Below are 21,658 nucleotides of genomic sequence, written 5' to 3'. Positions count from 1 at the left end.
TTTTGTGTCTAAAGAATAGTGTTATTATTCCTTTACTGTGGGAATAAATCTTCCAATATAAACGTAAGGTTCGAGCTCAAATACGCGTTTCAGGTCGCGGGCAGTATATTCAATTAAGTTCGGCGATTCAGAAAGGGCAGAAGTCACCATTGCCAGACGCCATTTTGAATTAGATTGCATTCCCTTCGAATGTTCGTTCCGTGTAAGGAAAAATTGCGGGGTTGAGCTCGATGTACCTTTAACTTCAATATGTATCTCCTCTTCACCTTTCGTGAATGAGAAATCATAGCCGCAGGGCAGATGCGTCATACGTTTGCAGGTAAAACCTTTTTTCTCGTAATGTGTAATGACGATATCTTCGGCGCGCTTTTCGACACGCTTCCGATGTTCTGGGGTACCGAACTCCGTTAAGGGATCGATTGTATTAAGTTCAGGGTCTGGAGCGTTAATATCGTTCGGATTAAGGATGGCAAAGGGAGAGATTTTTTCCATCCGTTGATTTAGCAAGTTAAGTACGCGTATCTTATTGTCGTTGATTTCCACCCCAGGTCCTTCGAGAAAGGAATATTTCCCTTGTTTTACGGAGGGATCGGAGAACGGAGCGTTTCGTTTGTCGGGAGGAATAAAATAGGCTTTATGGGCTGAAATACAGTATGACCTGTCACTTTTAGATACGTTAATATCCCCCGCTTTTTTTATCTTATTGTCAGGCGGAACAAGCCATTTTCCGTGCAACGTTGCATCTTCATACCATCCAACAATGTGGATCCCGGCGCGTCGAGGATTTTTCGCAAGACAGATAACTGTCCATCCGTGCGGGTCTTCGTTTAAAGGGGCATGATGTTTTGCTTGTGGCGGAACATAACAATAATAAGTGCCATCAGATGCTGGTTCAAAGTTGAACGCCTCGTGACCCCGTCGCTCGTCTTTTTTATTTTCATTTAGCCAACCAAAATTACCATTAACCGGTCCACCCCGATAATATTCTGACCAGCCGAATTTCACCCATAAAATTTTTTTCACATTTTATCCCTGATACATCCAACCGTTTATGCTTAAGGAAAGCATTAAGACCGATTCCTTATTTCCCTTCACCCAACCGATACGCCAGCGCAACCACCAGCGACTGCACCAGGCACAGCGTCGCCGACTGTGACCGAAACGCATCCACCTGCGCCTCTTTCACCACAAAGCAGAGATCGCTGAACGTCGCCAGCGGGCTGATCTGGCTGTCCGTAATCACAATCTGCCGCGCGCCGACGCTGGCGGCGGTTTCGCTGACCATCACAGTCTCTTCCGCGTACGGCGAGAAGCTGATCGACACCACAATGTCGCGCGCCTTAATGCGGCTGATCTGCTCGCGCAGCATCCCGCCCATGCCGTCGAGCAGGATAGGGCGGCACTCCAGATGGCTCAGGGCATAGGTGAGGTACGCGGCGACGCTAAAGGAGCGGCGCAGTCCGGCGATGTAGATGGTGTCGGCGTCGGCCAATAGCTGTACCGCGCGCTCCAGCATCTCCGGTTCGGCGCGGGCGGCCAGTTGCTGCAGCGCCTGGGCGTTCGAGCGGGCAAACTCCTGCAGGATATCGAGCGGCGTTTCCGGCACGGCCTCGCTCTCCATCTCGCGGAACAGCCGGGCGCGGTCGCTGTAGCTGGCGGTCTCCTCCACCAGATTCATGCGAAACAGCTGTTTCATTTCGTTGAAGCCGGTGAAGTCAAAGGCGTTGGCAAAGCGGATCAGCGTCGAGGGCGGCACGTCGGCGCGCTCGGCAATGACGGCAACCGTATCAAACGCCACGCTGTTGGTGTTATCCAGCACGTAGCGGGAGACCTGCTGCAGCCTCTTGCTAAGGCTATCGTAGCGATCGCGGATTTGCTGCTGCAGTTCGTTCAGGCTGGTTGCTGTCGTCATGTTATCCCCCAAATACAGTCATATGATTCTAAACGCAAAACCGCGTCTTTTAAATGTCGGCCATCCATCTGGCAGCAAAAATGAAACAGAAGCTTCAGTCATTTCCTCGCCCGAAATTCCTTAATAGCGCACGCGGCGTCAGTGGTGCTGGCTGTTAACATAAAAATCCATCCTTGATCACAATAATCATCATTTATTTTATTTCAACTTAAAATGGAATATTTGTTTCATATATAGTGTTCAGTACACAGTGTTCAGGTCACAGTCACGTATCAACAGCGAGAGGTTAAGGATGGAGACGGTAGCGAATTTTATTCACGGCGAATGTGTCACCGGTTCAGGCCAGCGCGTTCAGGCGATCTTCAACCCGGCCACCGGCGAGCAGATCCGCCAGGTGGTGATGAGTACGGCACAGGAAACGGAGCAGGCGATTGCCGCCGCGCAGCAGGCGTTTCCGGCGTGGGCGCGCCATGCTCCGCTTAAGCGCGCGCGCGTGATGTTCCGCTTCAAGGCGCTGCTGGAAGAGAACATGGATCGCCTGGCCCGCCTCATCAGCGAAGAGCACGGCAAGGTCTTCTCCGACGCGGTGGGCGAACTGACGCGCGGCCTGGAAGTGGTGGAGTTTGCCTGTGGTATTCCGCATCTGCAAAAGGGCGAACACTCGGCGAACGTCGGGACCGGCGTCGACAGCCACTCGCTGATGCAGCCGCTCGGGGTCTGCGCCGGGATCACGCCGTTTAACTTCCCGGCGATGGTGCCGATGTGGATGTTCCCGATTGCGCTGGCGACCGGCAACACCTTCGTGCTGAAGCCGTCGGAAAAAGACCCTTCTCTGGCGCTCGCGCTGGCGCAGCTGCTGAAAGAGGCCGGCCTGCCGGACGGCGTCTTCAACGTGGTGCAGGGCGATAAAGAGTCCGTTGACGTGCTCCTGACCGACCCGCGCGTGCAGGCGGTGAGCTTTGTCGGCTCCACGCCGATTGCGGAATACATTTACCAGACCGCGTCCGCCCACGGTAAGCGCTGCCAGGCGCTGGGCGGTGCGAAAAACCACTGCATTTTAATGCCGGATGCCGACATGGAGATGGCGACCAACGCTATCATGGGCGCGGCCTACGGCGCGGCGGGCGAGCGCTGCATGGCGCTCTCGGTGGTGCTGGCGGTGGGGGATAACACCGCCGATGATCTCTGCGCCCGGCTGGAAAAACAGATTGCCGTGCTGCGCGTCGGACCGGGGCTCGACCAGACGCCGGAAAACGAAATGGGACCGCTCATCTCTTCTGCGCACCGCAGCAAGGTGCTGGGCTACATCGACAGCGGGGAAGCGCAGGGGGCGACGCTTCGCGTGGACGGCCGCGGCTTTAGCGTGAAGGGCCACGAGCAGGGCTATTTTGTTGGGCCAACGCTGTTCGATAACGTCACCCCGGAGATGACCATCTATAAAGAAGAAATTTTTGGTCCGGTGCTTTCTGTGGTGCGCGTAGCAGATTACGCCAGCGCGGTGGACCTGATTAACCGCCATGAATATGGTAATGGCTCGGCAATCTTCACCCGCGACGGCGGCTGCGCGCGCCGCTTCTGTGAAGAGGTGCAGGCGGGCATGGTGGGGGTCAACGTGCCGATCCCGGTGCCGATGGCATTCCACAGTTTCGGCGGCTGGAAGCGCTCCATCTTCGGGGCGCTCAACGTCCACGGCAACGACGGCGTGCGTTTCTACACCCGAATGAAAACCATCACCGCGCGCTGGCCGGAAATGCAGCAGGAGACAGGCGCTGCGTTCTCCATGCCGACGCTGGGCTGACAGGAGGCGTTATGCAAACCGAACGTATGACCATGGCCCAGGCGCTGGTCCGGTTCCTTAATCAACAGTACGTTAGCGTGGATGGCCACGAAACGCCCTTCGTTGAGGGCGTCGCCACCATCTTTGGACACGGCAACGTGCTGGGTATCGGCCAGGCGCTGGAGCAGGATCCCGGCCATTTGCAGGTGATGCAGGGCTGCAACGAGCAGGGCATCGCCCATATGGCGACGGGATTCGCCAGGCAGCACCGTCGTCAGCGCATCTTTGCCGTCACCTCCTCCGTCGGGCCGGGCGCCGCCAATATGGTCACGGCCGCGGCAACCGCCACGGCGAACCGTATTCCGCTGCTGCTGCTGCCGGGCGATATCTACGCCAGCCGCCAGCCGGACCCTGTGCTGCAGCAGATCGAGCAGTATCACGACCTCAGCATCAGCACCAACGACTGTTTCCGTCCGGTCTCCCGCTACTGGGACCGCATTAACCGCCCCGAGCAGCTGATGAGTGCGATGCTCAGCGCGATGCGAACGCTCACTGACCCGGCAGATACCGGTGCGGTGACGATTTGCCTGCCGCAGGACGTGCAGGGGGAAGCGTGGGATTACCCGCTGAGCTTCTTCGCGCGTCGCGTGCATCACATCGAGCGTCGTCCGCCCGATCCGCAGCGCCTGGCGCAGGCGCGGGCGCTGATCGCCCGCAAGCGTCGCCCGCTGGTGGTGTGCGGCGGCGGCGTGCGCTACTCCGGCGCGCATGAGGCGTTTCGCGACTTTGTCGAGTCGCTGCGGCTGCCGTTTGCCGAAACCCAGGCCGGAAAGGGGGCGCTGGTAAGTGACCACCCACTTAACCTCGGTGGAGTAGGGGTGACGGGGGGAATGGCCGCCAACCAGCTCGCGCCGCAGGCCGATCTGGTGATCGGCATCGGCACGCGCCTGACCGACTTTACCACCGGCTCCAAGGCGCTCTTTTCCCATCCGGACGTCGAATTTCTGCTGCTGAACGTGGCCGAGTTTGACGCCCTGAAGCTGGACGCCACGGCGCTGATTGCCGACGCTCAAACCGGGCTCGAGGCATTGACCCACGCGCTCGGTGATTACCGCAGCGGCTGGGGAGAGGCGATCGCTGAGGCGAAATCCGCCTGGCGCGACGAGTGCCGTCGCCTGTGGGATCGCCAGTGGCGTCCGGACGACGCGCCCGAAGTGGCGGGGCACCTGGACGCGCAGCTGGCGGAGTACGGCGAGACGCTCAATACCCGCCTGACCCAGACGCGGGTGCTGGGGCTGATCAACCAGCATATTGAAGATAACGCCATCGTGGTGGGCGCGGCCGGTTCGCTGCCGGGCGATTTACAGCGCCTCTGGCAGGTCAAAACGCCGGACAGCTATCACCTGGAGTACGGCTACTCCTGCATGGGCTACGAGATTGCGGCGGCCATCGGCGCGAAGCTTGCCCGACCCGAGCAGCCGGTTTATGCCATGGTGGGGGATGGCTCCTACATGATGCTGCACTCCGAGCTGCAAACCGCCGTTCAGGAGGGGATTAAGGTCACCGTTCTGCTGTTTGATAACGCCGGCTTCGGCTGCATTAACAACCTGCAGATGGGGCACGGCATGGGCAGCTTTGGCACGGAAAACCGCCATCGCAACCCGGAAACCGGACGGCTTGACGGTCCGCTGGTGAAGGTCGACTTTGCGCAAAACGCGGAGAGCTACGGCTGCCGCGCCTGGCGGGTGCACGACGAACAAACCCTGCTGGCGGCGCTGGAGGCGTCGCGCGCCCATCCGGGCCCGACGCTGCTGGACATCAAGGTGCTGCCGAAGACCATGACCCACGACTACGCCTCCTGGTGGCGAACCGGTGATGCGCAGGTGGCGGAATCGTCTGCCGTGCGCGAAGCCGCTGAGCAAACGCAGGCGCAGGTGAAAAAAGCCAGGCAGTATTAAGTTTTCCCGCCGTAACGAAATTTTCATTTCATTTTCCCCTCACCCCGGCCCTCTCCCCAAAGGGGAGAGGGGATGGTGTGGTGCACTCTTTTCTCCCGCGCCCCTTTGGGGAGAGGGCCGGGGTGAGGGGTTAGCAGCACATCCTTCCATGTTGTGAGATTGATAACAAAATTTATCTCATTCATCTCAAAAGTGTTAACCCGCACTCAAAAACATAATTTTCACTATTTATAAAAATGAAATAAATGTTTTATTTATAGGGTCGTTAGTTCACAGCATTCACCAACACCGGGAGCCGTTATGTTTAACATTGCTTTACTGGGCGCTGGCCGAATTGGCCAGGTACATGCAGCTAACATCGCCAGCCACGGCGCGACCACGCTCTGGTCCGTGGTTGACCCGAATCAGGAATTTGCCACCCGCCTCGCCGCGCAGTATCAGGCCCGCCAGCAGAGCCTGGATGAAGCGATGACCGACCCTAACGTTCACGCCGTGCTGATCGCCTCCGCCACCGATACCCACGCGGACCTGATTGAAATGGCCGCCCGCCACGGCAAGGCCATCTTCTGTGAAAAGCCGGTACACCTCGACCTCGCCCGCGTGCGCGACTGTCTGAAGGTGGTCAAAGAGTACGATGTGCCGCTGTTCATTGGCTTCAACCGCCGCTTTGACCCGCAGTTTCGCCGCGTGAAAACCGACGCGCAGGCCGGGCGCATCGGTAAGCCGGAATCGCTGCTCATTATCTCCCGCGATCCGTCTCCACCGCCTGCGGAATACGTGCGCGTTTCCGGCGGCATGTTCCGCGATATGACCATTCATGATTTTGACATGGCGCGCTTCATCATGGGCGAAGAGCCGGTGTCGGTGTATGCCCAGGGCAGCAACCTGGTGGATCCGGCGATTGGCGAGGCGGGGGACATCGATACCGCGTTTATCGTTCTGAAATACGCCTCCGGCGCGATGGCGACCATCGTCAACAGCCGCCGCTCATCTTACGGCTACGACCAGCGTCTGGAGCTGCACGGCTCCGAAGGGCTGCTGTGCGCGGGCAATATTCTTGAAAACCAGGTGCAGCACTACGGCAAACAGGGCTGCACCAGCGCGCTGCCGGAACATTTCTTCCTGCAGCGCTACAAATCCGCTTACGCCGCGGAATGGGAACACTTTGTTGCGGTTCTGCGCGGCGAAGCGGTGCCTGACTGCAGCGGCGATGATGGTGAACGTGCGCTGTACCTCGCGGATAAAGCGCTGGAGTCGCTGCGCAGCCAGCGCGAGATCGTCCTCTAAACACCACAACCCTACACAGAGAGACATAATAATGAAAAAACTGATCGTAGCCGCCCTCATCGCCATGACGTCCGGGGCCGCCCTCGCCGAAAACGAGCAAATTGTTTTCAGTACGCCAAACCTGGCCATGCCGTTTGAAGTTCACATGCAGCGCACGGCGGTGAAAGCCGCAAAAGAGATGGGCGTGAAGCTTCAGGTGCTTGACGGGCAGGGCAGCTCACCGAAGCAGGTGGCTGACCTGGAAAACGCCATCACCCGAGGGGCGCAGGGCTTTATCGTCTCCCCGAACGACGTCAACGCGGTTTCCAGCGCGGTAGATGAAATTCAGGATGCGAAGCTGCCGGTGGTCACCCTTGACCGATCCGTCGACAGCCAGAAGAAAGTGCCGCACTTTGGCGCCAACAACTACAAGGGCGGCCAGGCGATTGGCGACTTCGTCAAAACCAAATTCCCCGACGGGGCGGAGATCATTCTGCTGACCGGCCAGCCGGGCTCCTCCTCCAACATCGAACGCACTAAAGGGATCCGCGACAGCCTGAAGGCGGGTGGCGATAAGTACAAGATCGTCGCCGATCAGACCGGTAACTGGATGCGTTCTGAAGGGATGCGCATCGTGGAAAGCGTTCTGCCCTCGCTGCCGAAACGTCCGCAGGTGATCCTCTCCGCCAACGACGATATGGCGCTGGGGGCGATTGAAGCGCTGCAGAGCCAGGGCGTGAAGCCGGGAGAAATTCTGGTCACCGGCTTTGATGCGGTGCCGGAAGCGCTGGCCCGCGTGCGTGACGGCTGGCTGGCGGTAACGGCGGATCAGCGTCCGGGCTTTGCGGTGCAGACGGCGATGAGCCAGCTGGTGGCCAACGTGCGCGAGAAAAAAGCCATCACCGGGGCCGACTACCCGCCGACGCTGATCACCAAAGAAAACCTGCAGCAGGCCGAGCGTATCGGTGAGGCCGGTAACTGATTTATCCGCAGCCGCCGCTGGCGCGGCGGCTCACTCTAAAGGAGGAGCAGACCGATGTCGCAACCCTTACTGAAAGTGACCGACCTGGCAAAAAGCTTTTCCGGCGTCTGGGCGTTAAGCAGCGCTCAGCTGACCGTCGGCGCGGGCGAGATCCACGCTCTGCTGGGAGAAAACGGGGCGGGTAAATCCACGCTGCTGAAGGCGCTAGCGGGGGCGCAGCCGCAAACCCGCGGGGATATCTGGTTCAACGGCGAAACGCTGCCGGTGGACGACTCCCCGGTGGAACGGCAGAACAAGGGCATTATCACCATCTATCAGGAATTCAACCTGCTGCCCAACATGACCGTCGCGGAAAACATGTTTCTCGGGCGCGAGCCGCGTAAACGTAACCTGATCGTCGACGAAAGGGCGGTTAACCAGGAGGCGCAGGTCATTCTTGATTACCTGCAGCTGAACGTTGCGCCGACCACGCCTGTCGCCCGCCTGAGCGTCGCCCAGCAGCAGATGGTGGAGATCGCCCGGGCGCTGACCCTCAACGCCAGGCTAATCATTATGGACGAACCTTCCGCCGCGCTGAGCGACAGCGAGGTGGAAAGCCTGCACCGCGTGGTGCGCGAGCTTAAAAACCGTGGCGTGAGCATTATTTACGTCACCCACCGTCTGCACGAAGTTTTCCAGCTCTGCGATCGCTTCACCGTTTTCCAGGACGGCCGTTTCACCGGCACCGGCGCGGTGGCGGAGACCAACGTCGAACAGCTGATCCGCCTGATGGTCGGACGCGACGTGGCCTTTAACCGTCGCCCCGCAAGTGAAACGCATCATGAGGATAAACCCGTCCGCCTGGCGGTGAAGGGGCTGAGCCGCGAAAAGCCGCCGCTGGATCCGCACGGCATCGCCCTGCACGACATCAGCTTCCACGTTCACGCCGGGGAGGTTTTAGGCATTGCCGGGCTGGTGGGCGCCGGGCGCACCGAAGTGGCCCGCTGCCTGTTTGGCGCAGACGCGTTTACCTCCGGGAGCTTTGAACTGGACGGCGTGCCTTACCAGCCGCGCGACCCGCTCTATGCCCTTGACCAGGGCGTGGCGCTGGTGCCGGAAGACCGCAAAAAAGAGGGGGCGGTGCTGGGACTGTCGATTCGCGACAACCTGTCGCTCTCCTGCCTCTCCTCGCTGCTGCAGTGGCGCTGGTTCGTGAACACCCGCAAAGAGGACGATCTGATCGAGTCCTACCGCAAGGCGCTGCAGATCAAAATGGTCAACAGCGCGCAGGAGGTGCGCAAGCTCTCCGGCGGTAACCAGCAAAAGGTGATCCTCGCGCGCTGCATGGCGCTCAACCCGCGGGTGCTGATCGTCGATGAGCCGACGCGCGGCATCGACGTGGGGACCAAATCAGAAGTGCACCAGGTGCTGTTTGACATGGCGAAAAAGGGCGTGGCGGTGATCGTGATCTCCTCCGATCTGCCTGAAGTGATGGCGGTGTCTGACCGGATCATCACCCTCAGCGAAGGGCGAGTGACCGGCGAGATCCACGGTGACGACGCTAACGAAGAACGGCTGATGACGATGATGGCCATCAACCACAACGCCCTGAACGCGGCATAACGGAGTTTCTCATGACGCAGATGATTTCTAAAACGCAGGCCCCGGTCAAACGCGCCGGACGCATCGATCCCATCGCCTTCTTCGAGCGCTTCGGGGTTCTGATTTTCATGATCCTGCTGCTGATCTTCTTCCAGTCGCAGAACAGCAATTTTTTCTCTGAACGCAATATTTTCAACATCCTGACCGAAGTGTCCATCTACGGGATCATGGCCGTGGGGATGACCTTTGTCATCCTGACCGCCGGGATTGACCTCTCCGTGGGCTCCATTCTGGCGGTGTGCGCCATGACCGCGGCGTACGTGATCAAAGGCGACAACTTCACCACCGTCGACCCGAATGCCTGGGGCGGCATGAGCTGGCTGATTGGGCTGGGGATTTGTCTGGCGATGGGCACGGCGATCGGCTTCCTGCACGGTCTGGGCGTGACCCGCCTGCGCCTGCCGCCGTTCATCGTGACCCTCGGCGGGATGACCATCTGGCGCGGCCTGACGCTGGTGATCAACGACGGCGCGCCGATCGCCGGTTTCGATCAGGGCTACCGCTGGTGGGGGCGCGGGGAGCTGCTCGGCATCTCCATTCCGATCTGGATCTTCGCCATCGTCGCCCTCGGCGGCTATCTGGCGCTGCACAAAACCCGCTGGGGCCGCTTCGTCTACGCCATCGGCGGTAACCCGGAGGCGGCGCGCCTGGCGGGGGTGAACGTCAAGCGCGTGCTGGTCAGCGTCTACGTGCTGATTGGCTGCCTGGCGGGGCTGGCGGGCTTCATTCTGAGCGCGCGTCTGGGGAGCGCCGAGGCGGTGGCCGGGATCTCCTTTGAGCTGCGCGTCATCGCCTCGGTGGTGATCGGCGGCACCTCGCTGATGGGCGGCTACGGGCGCATCGGCGGCACCATTATCGGCTCCATCATCATGGGGATTCTGATTAACGGCCTGGTGCTGATGAACGTCTCGGCCTACTACCAGCAGATTATCACCGGATTAATTATCGTTCTGGCGGTGGCGTTTGATACCTACGCCAAGAGCCGTCGCGGCGCACTGTGAGGATCGCAATGAAAGAGGTTCGTATTGGATTGATTGGCACCGGGTATATCGGCAAGGCGCACGCTATCGCCTATGCCCAGGCCCCGACGGTGTTCAACCTGCGCGGCAGGCTGGTGCGCGAGATGGTGGCGGAAGTCACGCCGGAGCTCGCGGCAGCGCGCGCGCAGGCGTTTGGCTTCAACCGCTCCACCGGCGACTGGCGGGCGCTGGTGGCCGACCCGGCTATTGACGTGGTGGATATTTGCTCACCCAACCATCTGCATAAAGAGATGGCGCTGGAGGCGATCCGCCACGGCAAGCACGTCTATTCGGAGAAGCCGCTGGCGCTGAACGCCCACGACGCGCGCGAGATGGTCGACGCCGCGAAGCGGGCCGGGGTGAAAACGCTGGTGGGGTTCAACTACATGAAGAACCCGACGGCGCAGCTGGCGAAGGAGATTATCGCCCGCGGCGAGATTGGCGAGGTGATCCACTTCTACGGCACCCACAACGAAGACTATATGGCCGACCCGCTTTCGCCCATTCACTGGCACTGCTTTAAGGAGACCGCCGGGCTTGGGGCGCTGGGCGACCTCGCGGCGCACATCGTCAACATGGCCCAGTACCTGGTCGGGGAGATTGAGCAGGTCTGCGGCGATCTGAAGATTGTGGTCCCGGAGCGTCCGGCGAAGGCCGGATCGGCAGAGATGATCGCCGTCGAAAACGAGGATCAGGCCCACGCGATGGTGCGCTTCGCGGGCGGGGCGCAGGGCGTGATTGAAACCTCCCGCGTCGCCTGCGGCCGCAAGATGGGGCTGTCGTACGTCATTACCGGCACGAAAGGCGCCGTCAGCTTCACCCAGGAGCGCATGGCGGAGCTGAAGCTCTATCTGCATGACGATCCGGTGAACCGTCAGGGATTCCGCACCTTACTCGTCGGCCCGGCGCACCCGGACTACGCCGCGTTCTGCATGGGCGCAGGCCACGGGATAGGCTTTAACGATCAAAAAACGGTGGAAGTGCGCGACCTGGTGGACGGGATTGCCGCCGACGCGCCGATGTGGCCGGACTTCGAAGAGGGCTGGAGGGTGTCGCGCGTGCTGGACGCGATCGCGCTTTCGCACCGGGAAGGCCGCTGGCTGAACGTGAACGACATTGTCTGATGAGGTATCAACGTGGAAAAGCAGTTTGATGTGATATGCATGGGCCGCGTGGCGGTAGACCTCTACAGTCAGCAGATTGGTGCCCGTCTGGAGGACGCGTCGAGCTTCGCCAAATATCTCGGCGGGTCGTCCGGCAACGTGGCGTACGGCACCGCGCGTCAGGGTTTACGTTCGTCGATGCTGGCGCGCGTCGGCGATGAACATATGGGCCGCTTCCTGCGGGAAGAGCTTAATCAGGTGGGCTGTGATACCAGCCATCTGATTACCGATAAAGACCGCCTCACGGCGCTGGTACTACTCGGCATTAAAGACCGGGACACCTTTCCTCTTATTTTTTATCGCGATAACTGCGCGGATATGGCGATTACCGCCAGCGATGTGGATGAAAGCTACATTGCCTCCGCACGTTGTCTTGCCATCACCGGGACTCACCTTTCTCATCCTCAGACCCGCGAGGCGGTGCTGACGGCGCTGGGCTATGCCCGCCGTCACGGCGTGCGCACGGTGCTCGACATCGATTACCGTCCGGTGCTGTGGGGGCTGACCTCCTTAGGCGACGGTGAAACGCGCTTTATCGCCGCCGATAAGGTCACCTGCGAGCTGCAGGAGGTGTTACACCTCTTCGACGTCATTGTCGGCACCGAGGAGGAGTTTCACATTGCGGGCGGCAGCACGGAGACCCTGCAGGCGCTGGGGCAGGTGCGTGCCGTAAGCAAGGCAGTGCTGGTCTGCAAGCGCGGCGCGCTAGGCTGCTCGGTCTATACCGACGCCATTCCGCCCCGGCTGGACGACGGCCTGACGGTGACCGGCGTGCGCGTGGAGGTGCTGAACGTCCTCGGGGCGGGAGATGCGTTTATGTCCGGCCTGCTGCGCGGCTACCTGAACGACGAGGGCTGGGAGCAGTCGTGCCGCTACGCCAACGCCTGCGGCGCGCTGGTGGTCTCGCGCCACGGCTGCGCCCCGGCGATGCCGAGCAAAATCGAGCTGGATGACTATCTCTCCCGCGCTGCGGATGTGCCGCGCCCGGACCTCGACCCGCGTCTGAACCACCTCCACCGGGTGACCACCCGCCGTCGCGAGTGGCCGGAGCTGTGCGTGATGGCCTTCGACCACCGCAGCCAGCTTGAGGATATGGCGCTGCAGTGCGGCGCGTCGATCGGGCGCATTCCGGCGCTGAAGCAGCTGATCCTGCAGGCCAGCCGCGAGGCGGCGAGCCGGGCCGGGCTGGAGGGCAAAGCTGGCCTGCTGTGCGACGGCACCTTTGGTCAGGACGCGCTGAACGCCATCACCGGCGAGGGGTGGTGGATTGGTCGCCCCATTGAGCTGCCGGGCTCGCGTCCGCTGGAGATGGAGCATGGCAACATCGGCACCCAGCTCATCAGCTGGCCGCAGGAGCACGTGGTGAAGTGCCTGGTCTTCTTCCACCCGGAAGACGCTCACGGCCTGCGCCTGGAGCAGGAGCAAAAAATCGCCGAGGTGTATCACGCCTGCTGCCGGTCCGGGCACGAGCTGCTGCTGGAGGTGATCCTGCCCGCGACCATGCCGCGCAGCGACGAGCTCTACCTGCGCGCTATCTCCCGCTTCTACAACCTCGGCATTTACCCGGACTGGTGGAAGCTGCCGCCGCTCTCCGCCGACGGCTGGACGGCGCTGAGCGAGATTATCGAACGCCGGGACCCGCACTGCCGCGGGGTGGTGATCCTCGGGCTGGACGCCCCGGCGGAACAGCTGCGCGCCGACTTTAAAGCCGCAGCGGGTCAGACGCTGGTGAAAGGCTTCGCCGTGGGGCGCACGCTGTTTGGCGATGCCTCCCGCGCGTGGCTGAAACACGATATTGACGATGCGCAGCTGGTGGCGCGCATCCGGGACAACTACCTGCAGCTTATCGCCTGGTGGCGCGAGCGCGGACACGCATAATGGAGACGACAATGAGTGTACAACTGGGCATTAACCCGCTGACGTGGACGAACGACGATCTGCCTTCTCTCGGCGCGGAAACGTCGCTGGAGACCTGCCTGAGCGAAGGTAAAGAGGCCGGTTTCGCCGGTTTCGAGCTGGGCAATAAGTTCCCGCGCGAAGCGCGCCTGCTCGGCCCCATCCTGCAGCGCCACGACCTGCAGCTGGTCTCCGGCTGGTACTCCGGCCGTCTGCTGGAGCGCAGCGTGGAGGAGGAGATCGCCGCCGTGCAGTCCCACCTGACGCTCCTGCGCGAGCTGGGGGCGAAGGTGCTGGTCTTTGCGGAAGTGAGCGGCTGCATTCACGGCGAGCAGCAGACCCCGGTGCACCTGCGCCCGCGCTTCCCGCAGGCGCGCTGGAAAGAGTACGGCGAGAAGCTCACCGAGTTTGCCCGCTACACTCAGCAGCAGGGAGTACAGATTGCCTACCATCACCATATGGGCACGGTGATTGAGTCCGCCGACGATGTGGACAATCTGATGACCCACACCGGTGACGCGGTGGGGCTACTGCTCGATACCGGCCATTTGACCTTTGCCGGGGCCGATCCGCTGGCGGTGGCGCAACGCTGGGCGTCGCGCATCAACCACGTTCACTGCAAAGACGTGCGTGCCGACGTGCTGGCGGACGTGAAAAACCGCAAGACCAGCTTCCTCGACGCGGTGCTGAGCGGCGTGTTTACCGTGCCGGGCGACGGCTGCGTCGATTATCCGCCGATTATGCGGCTGCTGAAGGCGCAGGACTATCACGGCTGGCTGGTGGTGGAGGCCGAGCAGGATCCGGCCGTTGCCCATCCGCTGACCTACGCCCGTCTGGGGTATAACAATCTGAGCCGCCTGGCGCGCGACGCCGGGCTGATTTGAGGAGGTGACATGTCACGTCTGTTATCACGCTGGCAACAGCCGAACGCGGAGGGACGCACCCAGTCCGTCACGCCGGAAAGCGCAGGGTGGGGTTACGTCGGCTTTGAGGCGTATGAGCTGCAGGAGGGGCAGACGCTGACGCTGCCCGCCGTCAGCGAAGAGCGCTGTCTGGTGCTGGTGGCCGGACGCGCTTCCATCAGCACGCCTTCCGCGCAGTTTAACGACATCGGCGAGCGGATGAGCCCGTTTGAACGCATCAAGCCGTGGGCGGTGTACGTCACCCCGCAGGAGACGGTGCAGGTGAAGGCGCTGACGACGCTGGAGCTGGCGGTCTGCGCCGCGCCGGGCAAGGGCTCGTATCCGACGCGGCTGATTGCGCCGCAGGATATCGACGCTGAAGCGCGCGGCAAGGGCCATAACCAGCGCTACGTGCACAACATTCTGCCGGAAGACAAGCCCGCCGACAGCCTGCTGGTGGTGGAGGTCTGGACCAACGAGGGCTGCACCAGCTCGTATCCGAGCCACAAGCACGACACGGATAACCCGCCGCAGGAGACGTATCTGGAGGAGACCTACTATCATCGTCTCAATCCGGAGCAGGGGTTCTGCATGCAGCGGGTTTACACCGACGACAGAACGCTGGATGAGTGCATGGCGGTCTATAACCGTGACGTGGTTATGGTGCCGAAGGGCTACCACCCGGTGGCGACGATGGCCGGGTATGACAGCTACTACCTCAACGTGATGGCAGGTCCGGTGCGCAAATGGATGTTCACCTGGGAGGAGGACCACGCGTGGATTAATCGGGATTATCCCGCTGCCAGCGAGGGCTGAAGCCGTTTGATTTGCCGGGTGGCGCTGCGCTTACCCGGCCTACAGTCCGCAAAAATATTACTTTGCTTCAACCGCCTGCTCAATCGTCCGGGCGATAGCCTCCGGCTGGCTCACCATCGACACGTGGCTTGCCACCACCTCTGCGGATTTCGCATGGATAGTCTTTGCCATCGCACGCTCAAGATCGGGGTTGATCATTCGGTCATTCTTGCTGACCACAAACCAGCTCGGTTTGTCATGCCACGCCGCGTGGGCAACCTTTTCACCAAACGCCTCGGCCTTAATTGGCCCCTGCGTGGCTGCAATCGTATCTTGCATGGCTGGCTTCACGTCAGGCGCGAAATCCTTCCTGACGGCTTCCGTCGGCAGGTATAAATAGCCGTCCGCTGTTTTGGCAATGCCCGCGCTGCCCGGCGGTGCGGGGTAGCTTTCTGCCAGGTCCGCCGTCGACTGGCCGGAATCAGGCGCGAACGCCGCCACATACACCAGCGATTTTACCCGCGCATCGTTTCCCGCCTCGCTAATCACGGTGCCGCCCCAGGAGTGGCCCACCAGCACCACGTCACCCTTGGCGCGGGCGATAGCCCGCCGCGTGGCCGCAACGTCATCCTTAAGCGACGTGAGCGGGAGCTGGACGGCAATGACCTCGGCGTGCTGCTTCTGCAACAGGGCAATCACCTTATTCCAGCTGCTGCCGTCGGCAAACGCGCCGTGGACCAGCACGACGCTGGTTTTACCCTGCGCAAAGGCGCTGGCGGAAAGCGCCAGCAGGCCTGCCGTTAGTACAGACAGTGCTTTCATCTTCAGACTCCTTAAAAATGGTGGACCGCCGCGTGGGGCGGGACGGTGAATTCAACGGTTTTGTGATCGAGCGGCTTATGCGTCGGGTCGGCCAGAATTATCGTCACCTTGTGTTTACCGGCGGGCAGCCCCACCAGGATCACCGGCTCTCCGCTGGCGTCAGCCCAGTGCCACGGCGCGTCGTCCACCACCACGTGAATGTGCCCGATGCGCGGGGTGACCTTGAGCGCGTCGGGGCCGAATACCGGCTCGATGCGCAGGTTTTCGGCTCGGTACTGGATAAACACCGCGCCTTTGCTCAGCGGCCCGGCAAGCGGCGGATCGACGATCAGCTTTGCGGGCGGCTGCGGCTGCGCCAGCGGGGCAACGGCGGCGGGGCCGTTAACGTCCGCGGCGCTCAGATTGTCCAGCGGTGTGGCCTGGGCCCGTGCGACAGATGCCAGGACAATCAGGGGGAAAAGTACATAGCGACGAATCATGGTTCTCTCCTCATCGGTTCTGAATGACGACAGGGAAAGAAAACCATTTTTATGTATCGGAGATATTTACCGGAGGCGGCGTTTTGTACCCGTTTGTCAGCGCATCGCGCGGGATACAATGCGATACAGTTTGCTTCCCGGGACAGCGCACAATCGCTATCGCCAGCCCGGCAATTACCAGCGTCAGCCCCGTAGAAACCCACATTGCGCCTGCGATCCCCAGCGTTTTATTCAGCCAAGCATAGGCAAACGGTGAGGCTGCCGCCATCAGCTGGCCGGGGATCAGCAGCATGCCCGTGCGGCGGGCATATCTTTCCGCGCTAAAGAGTTCCAGCGGCAGGGTGGCTTTAACGATGGTGACCAGCCCGTTGATGGCCCCATAGCCCAGTACAAAACCGGCCACACACCAGACAAACAGGGCGCTGCTCAACCCCATAAGAAAACAGAGCGGCATGGCGAGCGCGGTAAAAAGCGTCAGCTTGAAGGGCGTTAAGCGAGCTCCCGCCAGCACCTCCAGCGAACGCGCGCCCGTCTGGCCGATTCCCCACAGCATGCCGATGGCGACCGGCAGGCCGAAGTGGGCAATAAACTCCGGCAGATGGGTGGAGGTGCCGTTAGAGACAAAGGTGATGAGGGCAATGAAGGCGGCATAAAGCCAGCCGTTACGCCGTTCGTTTTTCAGCGGCGGCGCGGCGACCTTTGTCGTCACCGTCAGCCGCTGCCGGGGAAGCGTTCTTATCAGCGCCGCACTCAGCAGGCCGAAGAGAGCATAGACGCGCAGCGCCTCCTGCCAGCTCATTACCTGAAGCAGAGCATCGCCCAGCGGCCAGAAGACGGCGGAGGCCAGCCCGCCCGCCAGCGTGACGCGCGAGATCGTTCTTCGCGCCTGCTGCCCGTAGAGGTTCACCAGCGCGGCGAACAGCGCATCGTACAGCGACAGGCGCATCCCTATACCGGCGACCAGCCAGGCGCCGTACCAGCCATAAAGCGTCCGGGTATACGCCATTCCTGCGCAGCTTGCGGCGATCAGCAGCGTTCCGCCCATTACCACCTTCTGACCGCCAAAGCGTGCCAGCAGGCGGGCGACAAACGGGGAAACCGCCGCCATCACCAGCATCGCCAGCGTCAGGCCGAGGTAAATCTGCGGTGACGACCATCCCCGGTCGGCTGAAATGGCCAGCGCAAAGGTGCCGGGCATATAAAACGAAATCCCCCAGTTGATGAGTTGATTACACCCGGCCGTGAGGGCGAGGCGATGTGGCAAGGCTGGTGTTTCCATTATTTTTCATTCCGCTATGCAGTTGTCCTGAGCATAACGGGCGCGGTATTGTGCTGGCAGGGCCGCAACCTTATGCGCGGTATAAGAGAAACTTTGAATGACGACGCTTAATCTGGGCTATCTCGCCACCTTCCGTCTGGTTCACCAGCGCGGCAGCTTTTCAGCGGCAGCGGACGTGCTGGGCATCTCCCAGCCCGCCGTCAGCCTGCAAATACGCCAGCTGGAGCAGTTTCTGCAAACGCGGCTGGTGGAGCGTACCGGGCGGGGGATTAAGGCTACGGCTGCCGGAGAAACCTTGCTGGCGCACGGGGAGCGTATTCAGCAGGCGGTGGATGACGCCATCCGGTCCGTGAATGCGTTTAGCCACGACGTAAGCGGCACCATTACGCTAGGCACGGGGGCAACGGCCTGCATCCATCTTCTGCCGCCGATGCTGGAGCAGCTACGCCGCGACTATCCTCTCCTGAGCGTGGGAGTGACGACGGGCAACACCCTCGACATCGTCAGGGCCATCGAAGAGAACCGTCTCGATATGGGGCTGGTGACGCTGCCGGTGAGTGGCAGAGCGCTGGACGTCATGCCGGTAATGGACGAAGAGTTTGTTTTTATCTCGTCGCGGGAGCAGCAGGATGCTTTCAGAGACTTTACCCCTGAGGCGCTGCACGCTCAGCCGCTGATTGCGTTTGAATCAGGCAGCGGTACCCGGGCGCTGATCGACGGCTGGTTTGCCGCCCAGGGTTTAGCGATCGCGCCGGTGATGCAGCTTGGCAGCATCGAGGCGATCAAACGGATGGTTCGTGCGGGGCTGGGCTACAGTATTGTGCCGCGAATGGCGGTCGAACATGAGGCCGATCGCGAAGGGCTATGCGTGATGTCGCTGACGCCGATGCTGCAGCGGCAGTTGGCCGTGGTGATGCGGCAGGACAAAATCCTCAGCAAAGGGATATCGGGCATTATTCGGATACTGCAAAACTATCCGGCTGCCTGGCGGTCAGCGGTGTCGACGGTCAGGCTGGACTGCTGCGACTGGGTTTTGTCCTGATGGTGATACCAGGCGCCAATCGAAGAGTAAACGAAGCGGCCAAAGAAAAACAGGAAGCTGATGAGCAGTATGATGCGGGTCATTCGGGTATTAAATTGATGTCGTTTTCGCATACGCGTGACCTGACTCACTCTGTTTTTCCTGGATAAGCCCTTTTGGGCGACAAGGATATTAAGGCACAGCGGGAAGACGGGGTCAATTCTGCTATGTGTAAATAACCGTCAATGTTTACATTGATTAATGTTATTGAAATTAATTAATGCATTTACCATATTGATAATATGAAGAAAATAATTTCAAAAAAATCGCTGCAAAAAGTTATTTGCGTAAAGTAGTTTGATTTAAGTCAACGGCTTTCCGGCCCTGATATTTAAAATCCTTCCTCCACACAGTTCGCCCCGCACGCCGCCGGGCGGCGTACGTCAGGTTGGATGCCTGTCTTTATTTTCCCTCTGGAGCGAAAGGGGTTTAACCGGGCATCTATGAATATTCTCGCTTTCCTGAAAAAAAATGAAAACCGCTGGTGGGCATTGCCGCTTATTTTGCCTGTGGTTTTACTTCCCGTGCTGAGCATCGCGAATACCTTCACGCAGCTGGGCGACGGCATTGCGGCACTCTATTATTTACCCCTCTCATTTTTGCTTTCGCTGATGATGTTTTTTGGCCTGGAAGCGCTGCCCGGGATCGTATTGTCGCTGTTTATCCGCTATTACCCGTCGGTCGGGATGTTTGAAACCGTCGCAGGGATCCTCCATTTTATCGTCCCTTTAGTGCTCAGCTGGGGAGGCTACCGGGTGTTTGCGCCCAGACGGAATATGACCGCGTACGGCGACTTGAGGCTTATGGCGCAGCGCATCTTCTGGCAGGTCTTCTGCCCCGCGACGCTGTTTCTGGTGCTGTTTCAGTTTGCGGTGTATTTAGGCGTGTATGAGAGCCGTCAGAGCCTTGCAGGATTAAATCCGCTCAATATTCGCACGCTCATCAACTATCAGACGCTGCTGGTCAGCGGGCTGACGGGCGTGCCGCTGAGCTATCTGCTGATCCGCCTGCTTCGTCATCCGCGCTATATCAAAAGCCTCCTCTCGCAGATCCGTTCCGAGATAGACAAAAAGGTGACGGTCGTTGAGATGTTGATGTGGGCTATCGCGCTTGGCGGGCTGCTTTCGCTGCTCCTGCTTCCGATGAATGAGAACAGCTCCATTTTCACCACTAACTACACCCTTTCGCTGCTGATGCCGGTGATGCTCTGGGGCGCGATGCGTTTTGGCTATAAGCCGATTTCGCTTATCTGGACGCCGATACTGCTGGTGTCTATTCACTATTTTTACCGCTATATCCCGGTGAACCCGGGGTATGACATTCAGCTGGCGATCACCTCTTCCAGTTACCTGGTCTTCTCGTTCGTGGTGATTTATATGTCGATGCTGGCGACCCGGCAGCGCGCGGCGAACAAACGCTCCCGCCGGCTGGCGCTGCTCGACCCGGTTGTTCATATGCCTAATCTGCGGGCGCTGTCGCGCGATCTGGCGAAAAATCCGTGGTCGGCGCTCTGCCTGCTGCGCATTCCGGAGCTGGAAATTCTGGGCCGAAATTACGGCGTGTTGCTGCGTATTCAGTACAAGCAGCAGCTGGCGCAGTGGGTGAATGGCACGCTCCAGCCCAATGAGCTGGTGTATCACCTGACCGGGTATGACCTGGCGGTACGGCTCAACGCGGAATCGCACCAGCAGCGGATTGAAACCCTGGACGAGCATATCAAGCAGTTCCGCTTTGTCTGGGACGGCATGCCGCTGCAGCCGCAGGTGGGCGTGAGCTATTGCTATGTCCGGTCCCCGGTTAACCATCTTTATCTGGTACTGGGTGAACTCGGCGTGGTTGCCGACATGTCGCTCTCCTCCAATCATCCGGAAAATCTTCAGCAGCGTGGCGCCGTCCATTTGCAGCGCAACCTGAAGGATAAGGTCGCGATGATGAGCCGCCTGCAAAAGGCGCTTGATAACGACGAATTCACCCTGCTGGTTCAACCCGTTCGCGGCCTGCGTGGCGATTGCTATCATGAAGTCCTGCTCCGGATGCCGGATGCCAACGGGCTATTGATCTCCCCCGACCAGTTCCTGCCCGTCGCGCAGGAGTTTGGACTCTCCTCGCGAGTGGATTTGTGGGTGCTGGAGCATACTCTGCGCTTCCTGGCCGCGCATCGAGAAAGGCTGCCCGGCCAGCGCTTTGCCATTAATCTGGCTCCGTCGACCGTGTGTCGGGTGCAGTTTCCGCATGAGGTGAGTCGCCTGCTGGCGAAATACGCCATTGAGCCATGGCAGCTGATCTTTGAAGTGACGGAGTGCAGCACCTTTTGCAATGCGGAGCAGGCGCTACATATTCTCCGTCAGCTGCAGAAAATGGGGGTGCGTATTGCGATTGATGATTTTGGCACCGGCTATGCGAGCTATGCGCGGCTGAAAAGTGTGGATGCGGATATTCTCAAGATCGACGGCAGCTTTATCCGCAATATCGTCAACAACAGCCTGGATTATCAGATTGTGGCCTCTATCTGCCATCTGGCGCGCATGAAAAAGATGCTGGTGGTGGCGGAGTACGTCGAAACCGAAGAGATACGTAGCGCGGTTCACGCGCTAGGTATCGATTATGTGCAGGGTTATCTGATTGGCAGGCCGGCACCGCTTGAGTCACTGCCGGAAGCAGAGGCGTCCACCGAGGACGCCTGAGC

18 protein-coding genes are annotated in these 21,658 nt (G+C 60.2%); 12 read left to right on the top strand and 6 right to left on the bottom strand.

The genetic code is table 11. The features are described from left to right. Positions 1-24 precede the first annotated feature (24 nt). Positions 25-1,023, bottom strand: a complete 999-nt coding sequence (locus V1587_RS18835; RefSeq protein WP_371897428.1) for a DUF3883 domain-containing protein — start codon at positions 1,021-1,023, stop codon at positions 25-27. 58 nt (positions 1,024-1,081) lie between these two features. Continuing rightward, the gene (locus V1587_RS18830) at positions 1,082-1,912 is read right to left on the bottom strand and encodes a MurR/RpiR family transcriptional regulator (RefSeq protein ID WP_008502123.1); all 831 of its coding nucleotides are present in this window, start codon (positions 1,910-1,912) and stop codon (positions 1,082-1,084) included. A 292-nt stretch (positions 1,913-2,204) separates the two neighbouring features. Here V1587_RS18830 and V1587_RS18825 point away from each other — a divergent pair, with 292 nt between their 5' ends. From V1587_RS18825 to iolB, 10 genes are all read left to right on the top strand, one after another. Further along, positions 2,205-3,710: a CoA-acylating methylmalonate-semialdehyde dehydrogenase gene (locus V1587_RS18825; protein ID WP_048226210.1), complete on the top strand. Its 1,506-nt coding sequence runs from the start codon at positions 2,205-2,207 to the stop codon at positions 3,708-3,710. Between the two features lie 11 nt (positions 3,711-3,721). Continuing rightward, the gene (iolD, locus tag V1587_RS18820; protein WP_371897427.1) at positions 3,722-5,647 is read left to right on the top strand and encodes a 3D-(3,5/4)-trihydroxycyclohexane-1,2-dione acylhydrolase (decyclizing); all 1,926 of its coding nucleotides are present in this window, start codon (positions 3,722-3,724) and stop codon (positions 5,645-5,647) included. A 300-nt stretch (positions 5,648-5,947) separates the two neighbouring features. Next, positions 5,948-6,934 carry an inositol 2-dehydrogenase gene (gene iolG, locus V1587_RS18815; RefSeq protein ID WP_042715811.1) on the top strand — a complete coding sequence of 329 codons (987 nt, stop codon included), beginning with the start codon at positions 5,948-5,950 and terminating at the stop codon, positions 6,932-6,934. A 31-nt stretch (positions 6,935-6,965) separates the two neighbouring features. Next, positions 6,966-7,895, top strand: coding sequence for a sugar ABC transporter substrate-binding protein (locus V1587_RS18810; protein WP_008502118.1), 930 nt, complete (start codon positions 6,966-6,968; stop codon positions 7,893-7,895). A 54-nt stretch (positions 7,896-7,949) separates the two neighbouring features. Continuing rightward, a complete protein-coding gene (locus V1587_RS18805) occupies positions 7,950-9,497 on the top strand; it encodes a sugar ABC transporter ATP-binding protein (protein ID WP_248165366.1) in 1,548 nt (515 codons plus the stop codon). Between the two features lie 11 nt (positions 9,498-9,508). Beyond that, positions 9,509-10,537: an ABC transporter permease gene (locus tag V1587_RS18800; protein WP_008502116.1), complete on the top strand. Its 1,029-nt coding sequence runs from the start codon at positions 9,509-9,511 to the stop codon at positions 10,535-10,537. 8 nt (positions 10,538-10,545) lie between these two features. Further along, entirely contained in the window at positions 10,546-11,679 is a 1,134-nt protein-coding gene (locus V1587_RS18795) for a Gfo/Idh/MocA family protein (RefSeq protein WP_371897425.1), read from the top strand. Between the two features lie 12 nt (positions 11,680-11,691). Beyond that, a complete protein-coding gene (gene iolC, locus V1587_RS18790; protein ID WP_395314451.1) occupies positions 11,692-13,596 on the top strand; it encodes a 5-dehydro-2-deoxygluconokinase in 1,905 nt (634 codons plus the stop codon). 11 nt (positions 13,597-13,607) lie between these two features. Further along, a complete protein-coding gene (gene iolE, locus V1587_RS18785; RefSeq protein ID WP_023618722.1) occupies positions 13,608-14,498 on the top strand; it encodes a myo-inosose-2 dehydratase in 891 nt (296 codons plus the stop codon). Positions 14,499-14,507: 9 nt separating this feature from the next. Further along, a complete protein-coding gene (gene iolB / locus V1587_RS18780; protein ID WP_371897423.1) occupies positions 14,508-15,332 on the top strand; it encodes a 5-deoxy-glucuronate isomerase in 825 nt (274 codons plus the stop codon). 57 nt (positions 15,333-15,389) lie between these two features. Here the strand turns inward: iolB and V1587_RS18775 are convergent, their stop codons facing one another. The 3 genes from V1587_RS18775 to V1587_RS18765 are packed head-to-tail and all read right to left on the bottom strand — an operon-like array spanning position 15,390 to position 17,891. Beyond that, positions 15,390-16,133 carry an alpha/beta fold hydrolase gene (locus V1587_RS18775; RefSeq protein WP_371897422.1) on the bottom strand — a complete coding sequence of 248 codons (744 nt, stop codon included), beginning with the start codon at positions 16,131-16,133 and terminating at the stop codon, positions 15,390-15,392. An 11-nt stretch (positions 16,134-16,144) separates the two neighbouring features. Then, a complete protein-coding gene (locus tag V1587_RS18770) occupies positions 16,145-16,612 on the bottom strand; it encodes a DUF6130 family protein (protein ID WP_371897421.1) in 468 nt (155 codons plus the stop codon). 49 nt (positions 16,613-16,661) lie between these two features. Continuing rightward, positions 16,662-17,891, bottom strand: a complete 1,230-nt coding sequence (locus V1587_RS18765) for an MFS transporter (protein ID WP_371897420.1) — start codon at positions 17,889-17,891, stop codon at positions 16,662-16,664. Positions 17,892-17,988: 97 nt separating this feature from the next. On the opposite strand from V1587_RS18765, the gene V1587_RS18760 reads away from it, so the two are divergent. Then, the gene (locus V1587_RS18760) at positions 17,989-18,933 is read left to right on the top strand and encodes a LysR family transcriptional regulator (RefSeq protein ID WP_371897419.1); all 945 of its coding nucleotides are present in this window, start codon (positions 17,989-17,991) and stop codon (positions 18,931-18,933) included. Here the strand turns inward: V1587_RS18760 and V1587_RS18755 are convergent. After that, the gene (locus tag V1587_RS18755; RefSeq protein ID WP_371897418.1) at positions 18,864-19,046 is read right to left on the bottom strand and encodes a YfgG family protein; all 183 of its coding nucleotides are present in this window, start codon (positions 19,044-19,046) and stop codon (positions 18,864-18,866) included. The genes V1587_RS18760 and V1587_RS18755 overlap by 70 nt on opposite strands. 369 nt (positions 19,047-19,415) lie before the next feature. Here V1587_RS18755 and V1587_RS18750 point away from each other — a divergent pair, with 369 nt between their 5' ends. Continuing rightward, on the top strand, positions 19,416-21,656 hold the full coding sequence (locus V1587_RS18750) for an EAL domain-containing protein (protein ID WP_371897417.1): 2,241 nt from the start codon (positions 19,416-19,418) through the stop codon (positions 21,654-21,656). The last annotated feature ends 2 nt before the right edge of the window (positions 21,657-21,658 follow it).

Source organism: Enterobacter sp. ECC-249 (assembly GCF_043965265.1).
Classification (GTDB): Bacteria; Pseudomonadota; Gammaproteobacteria; order Enterobacterales; family Enterobacteriaceae; genus Enterobacter; species Enterobacter quasiroggenkampii.
This window is presented reverse-complemented; position numbering and strand designations above follow the sequence as displayed.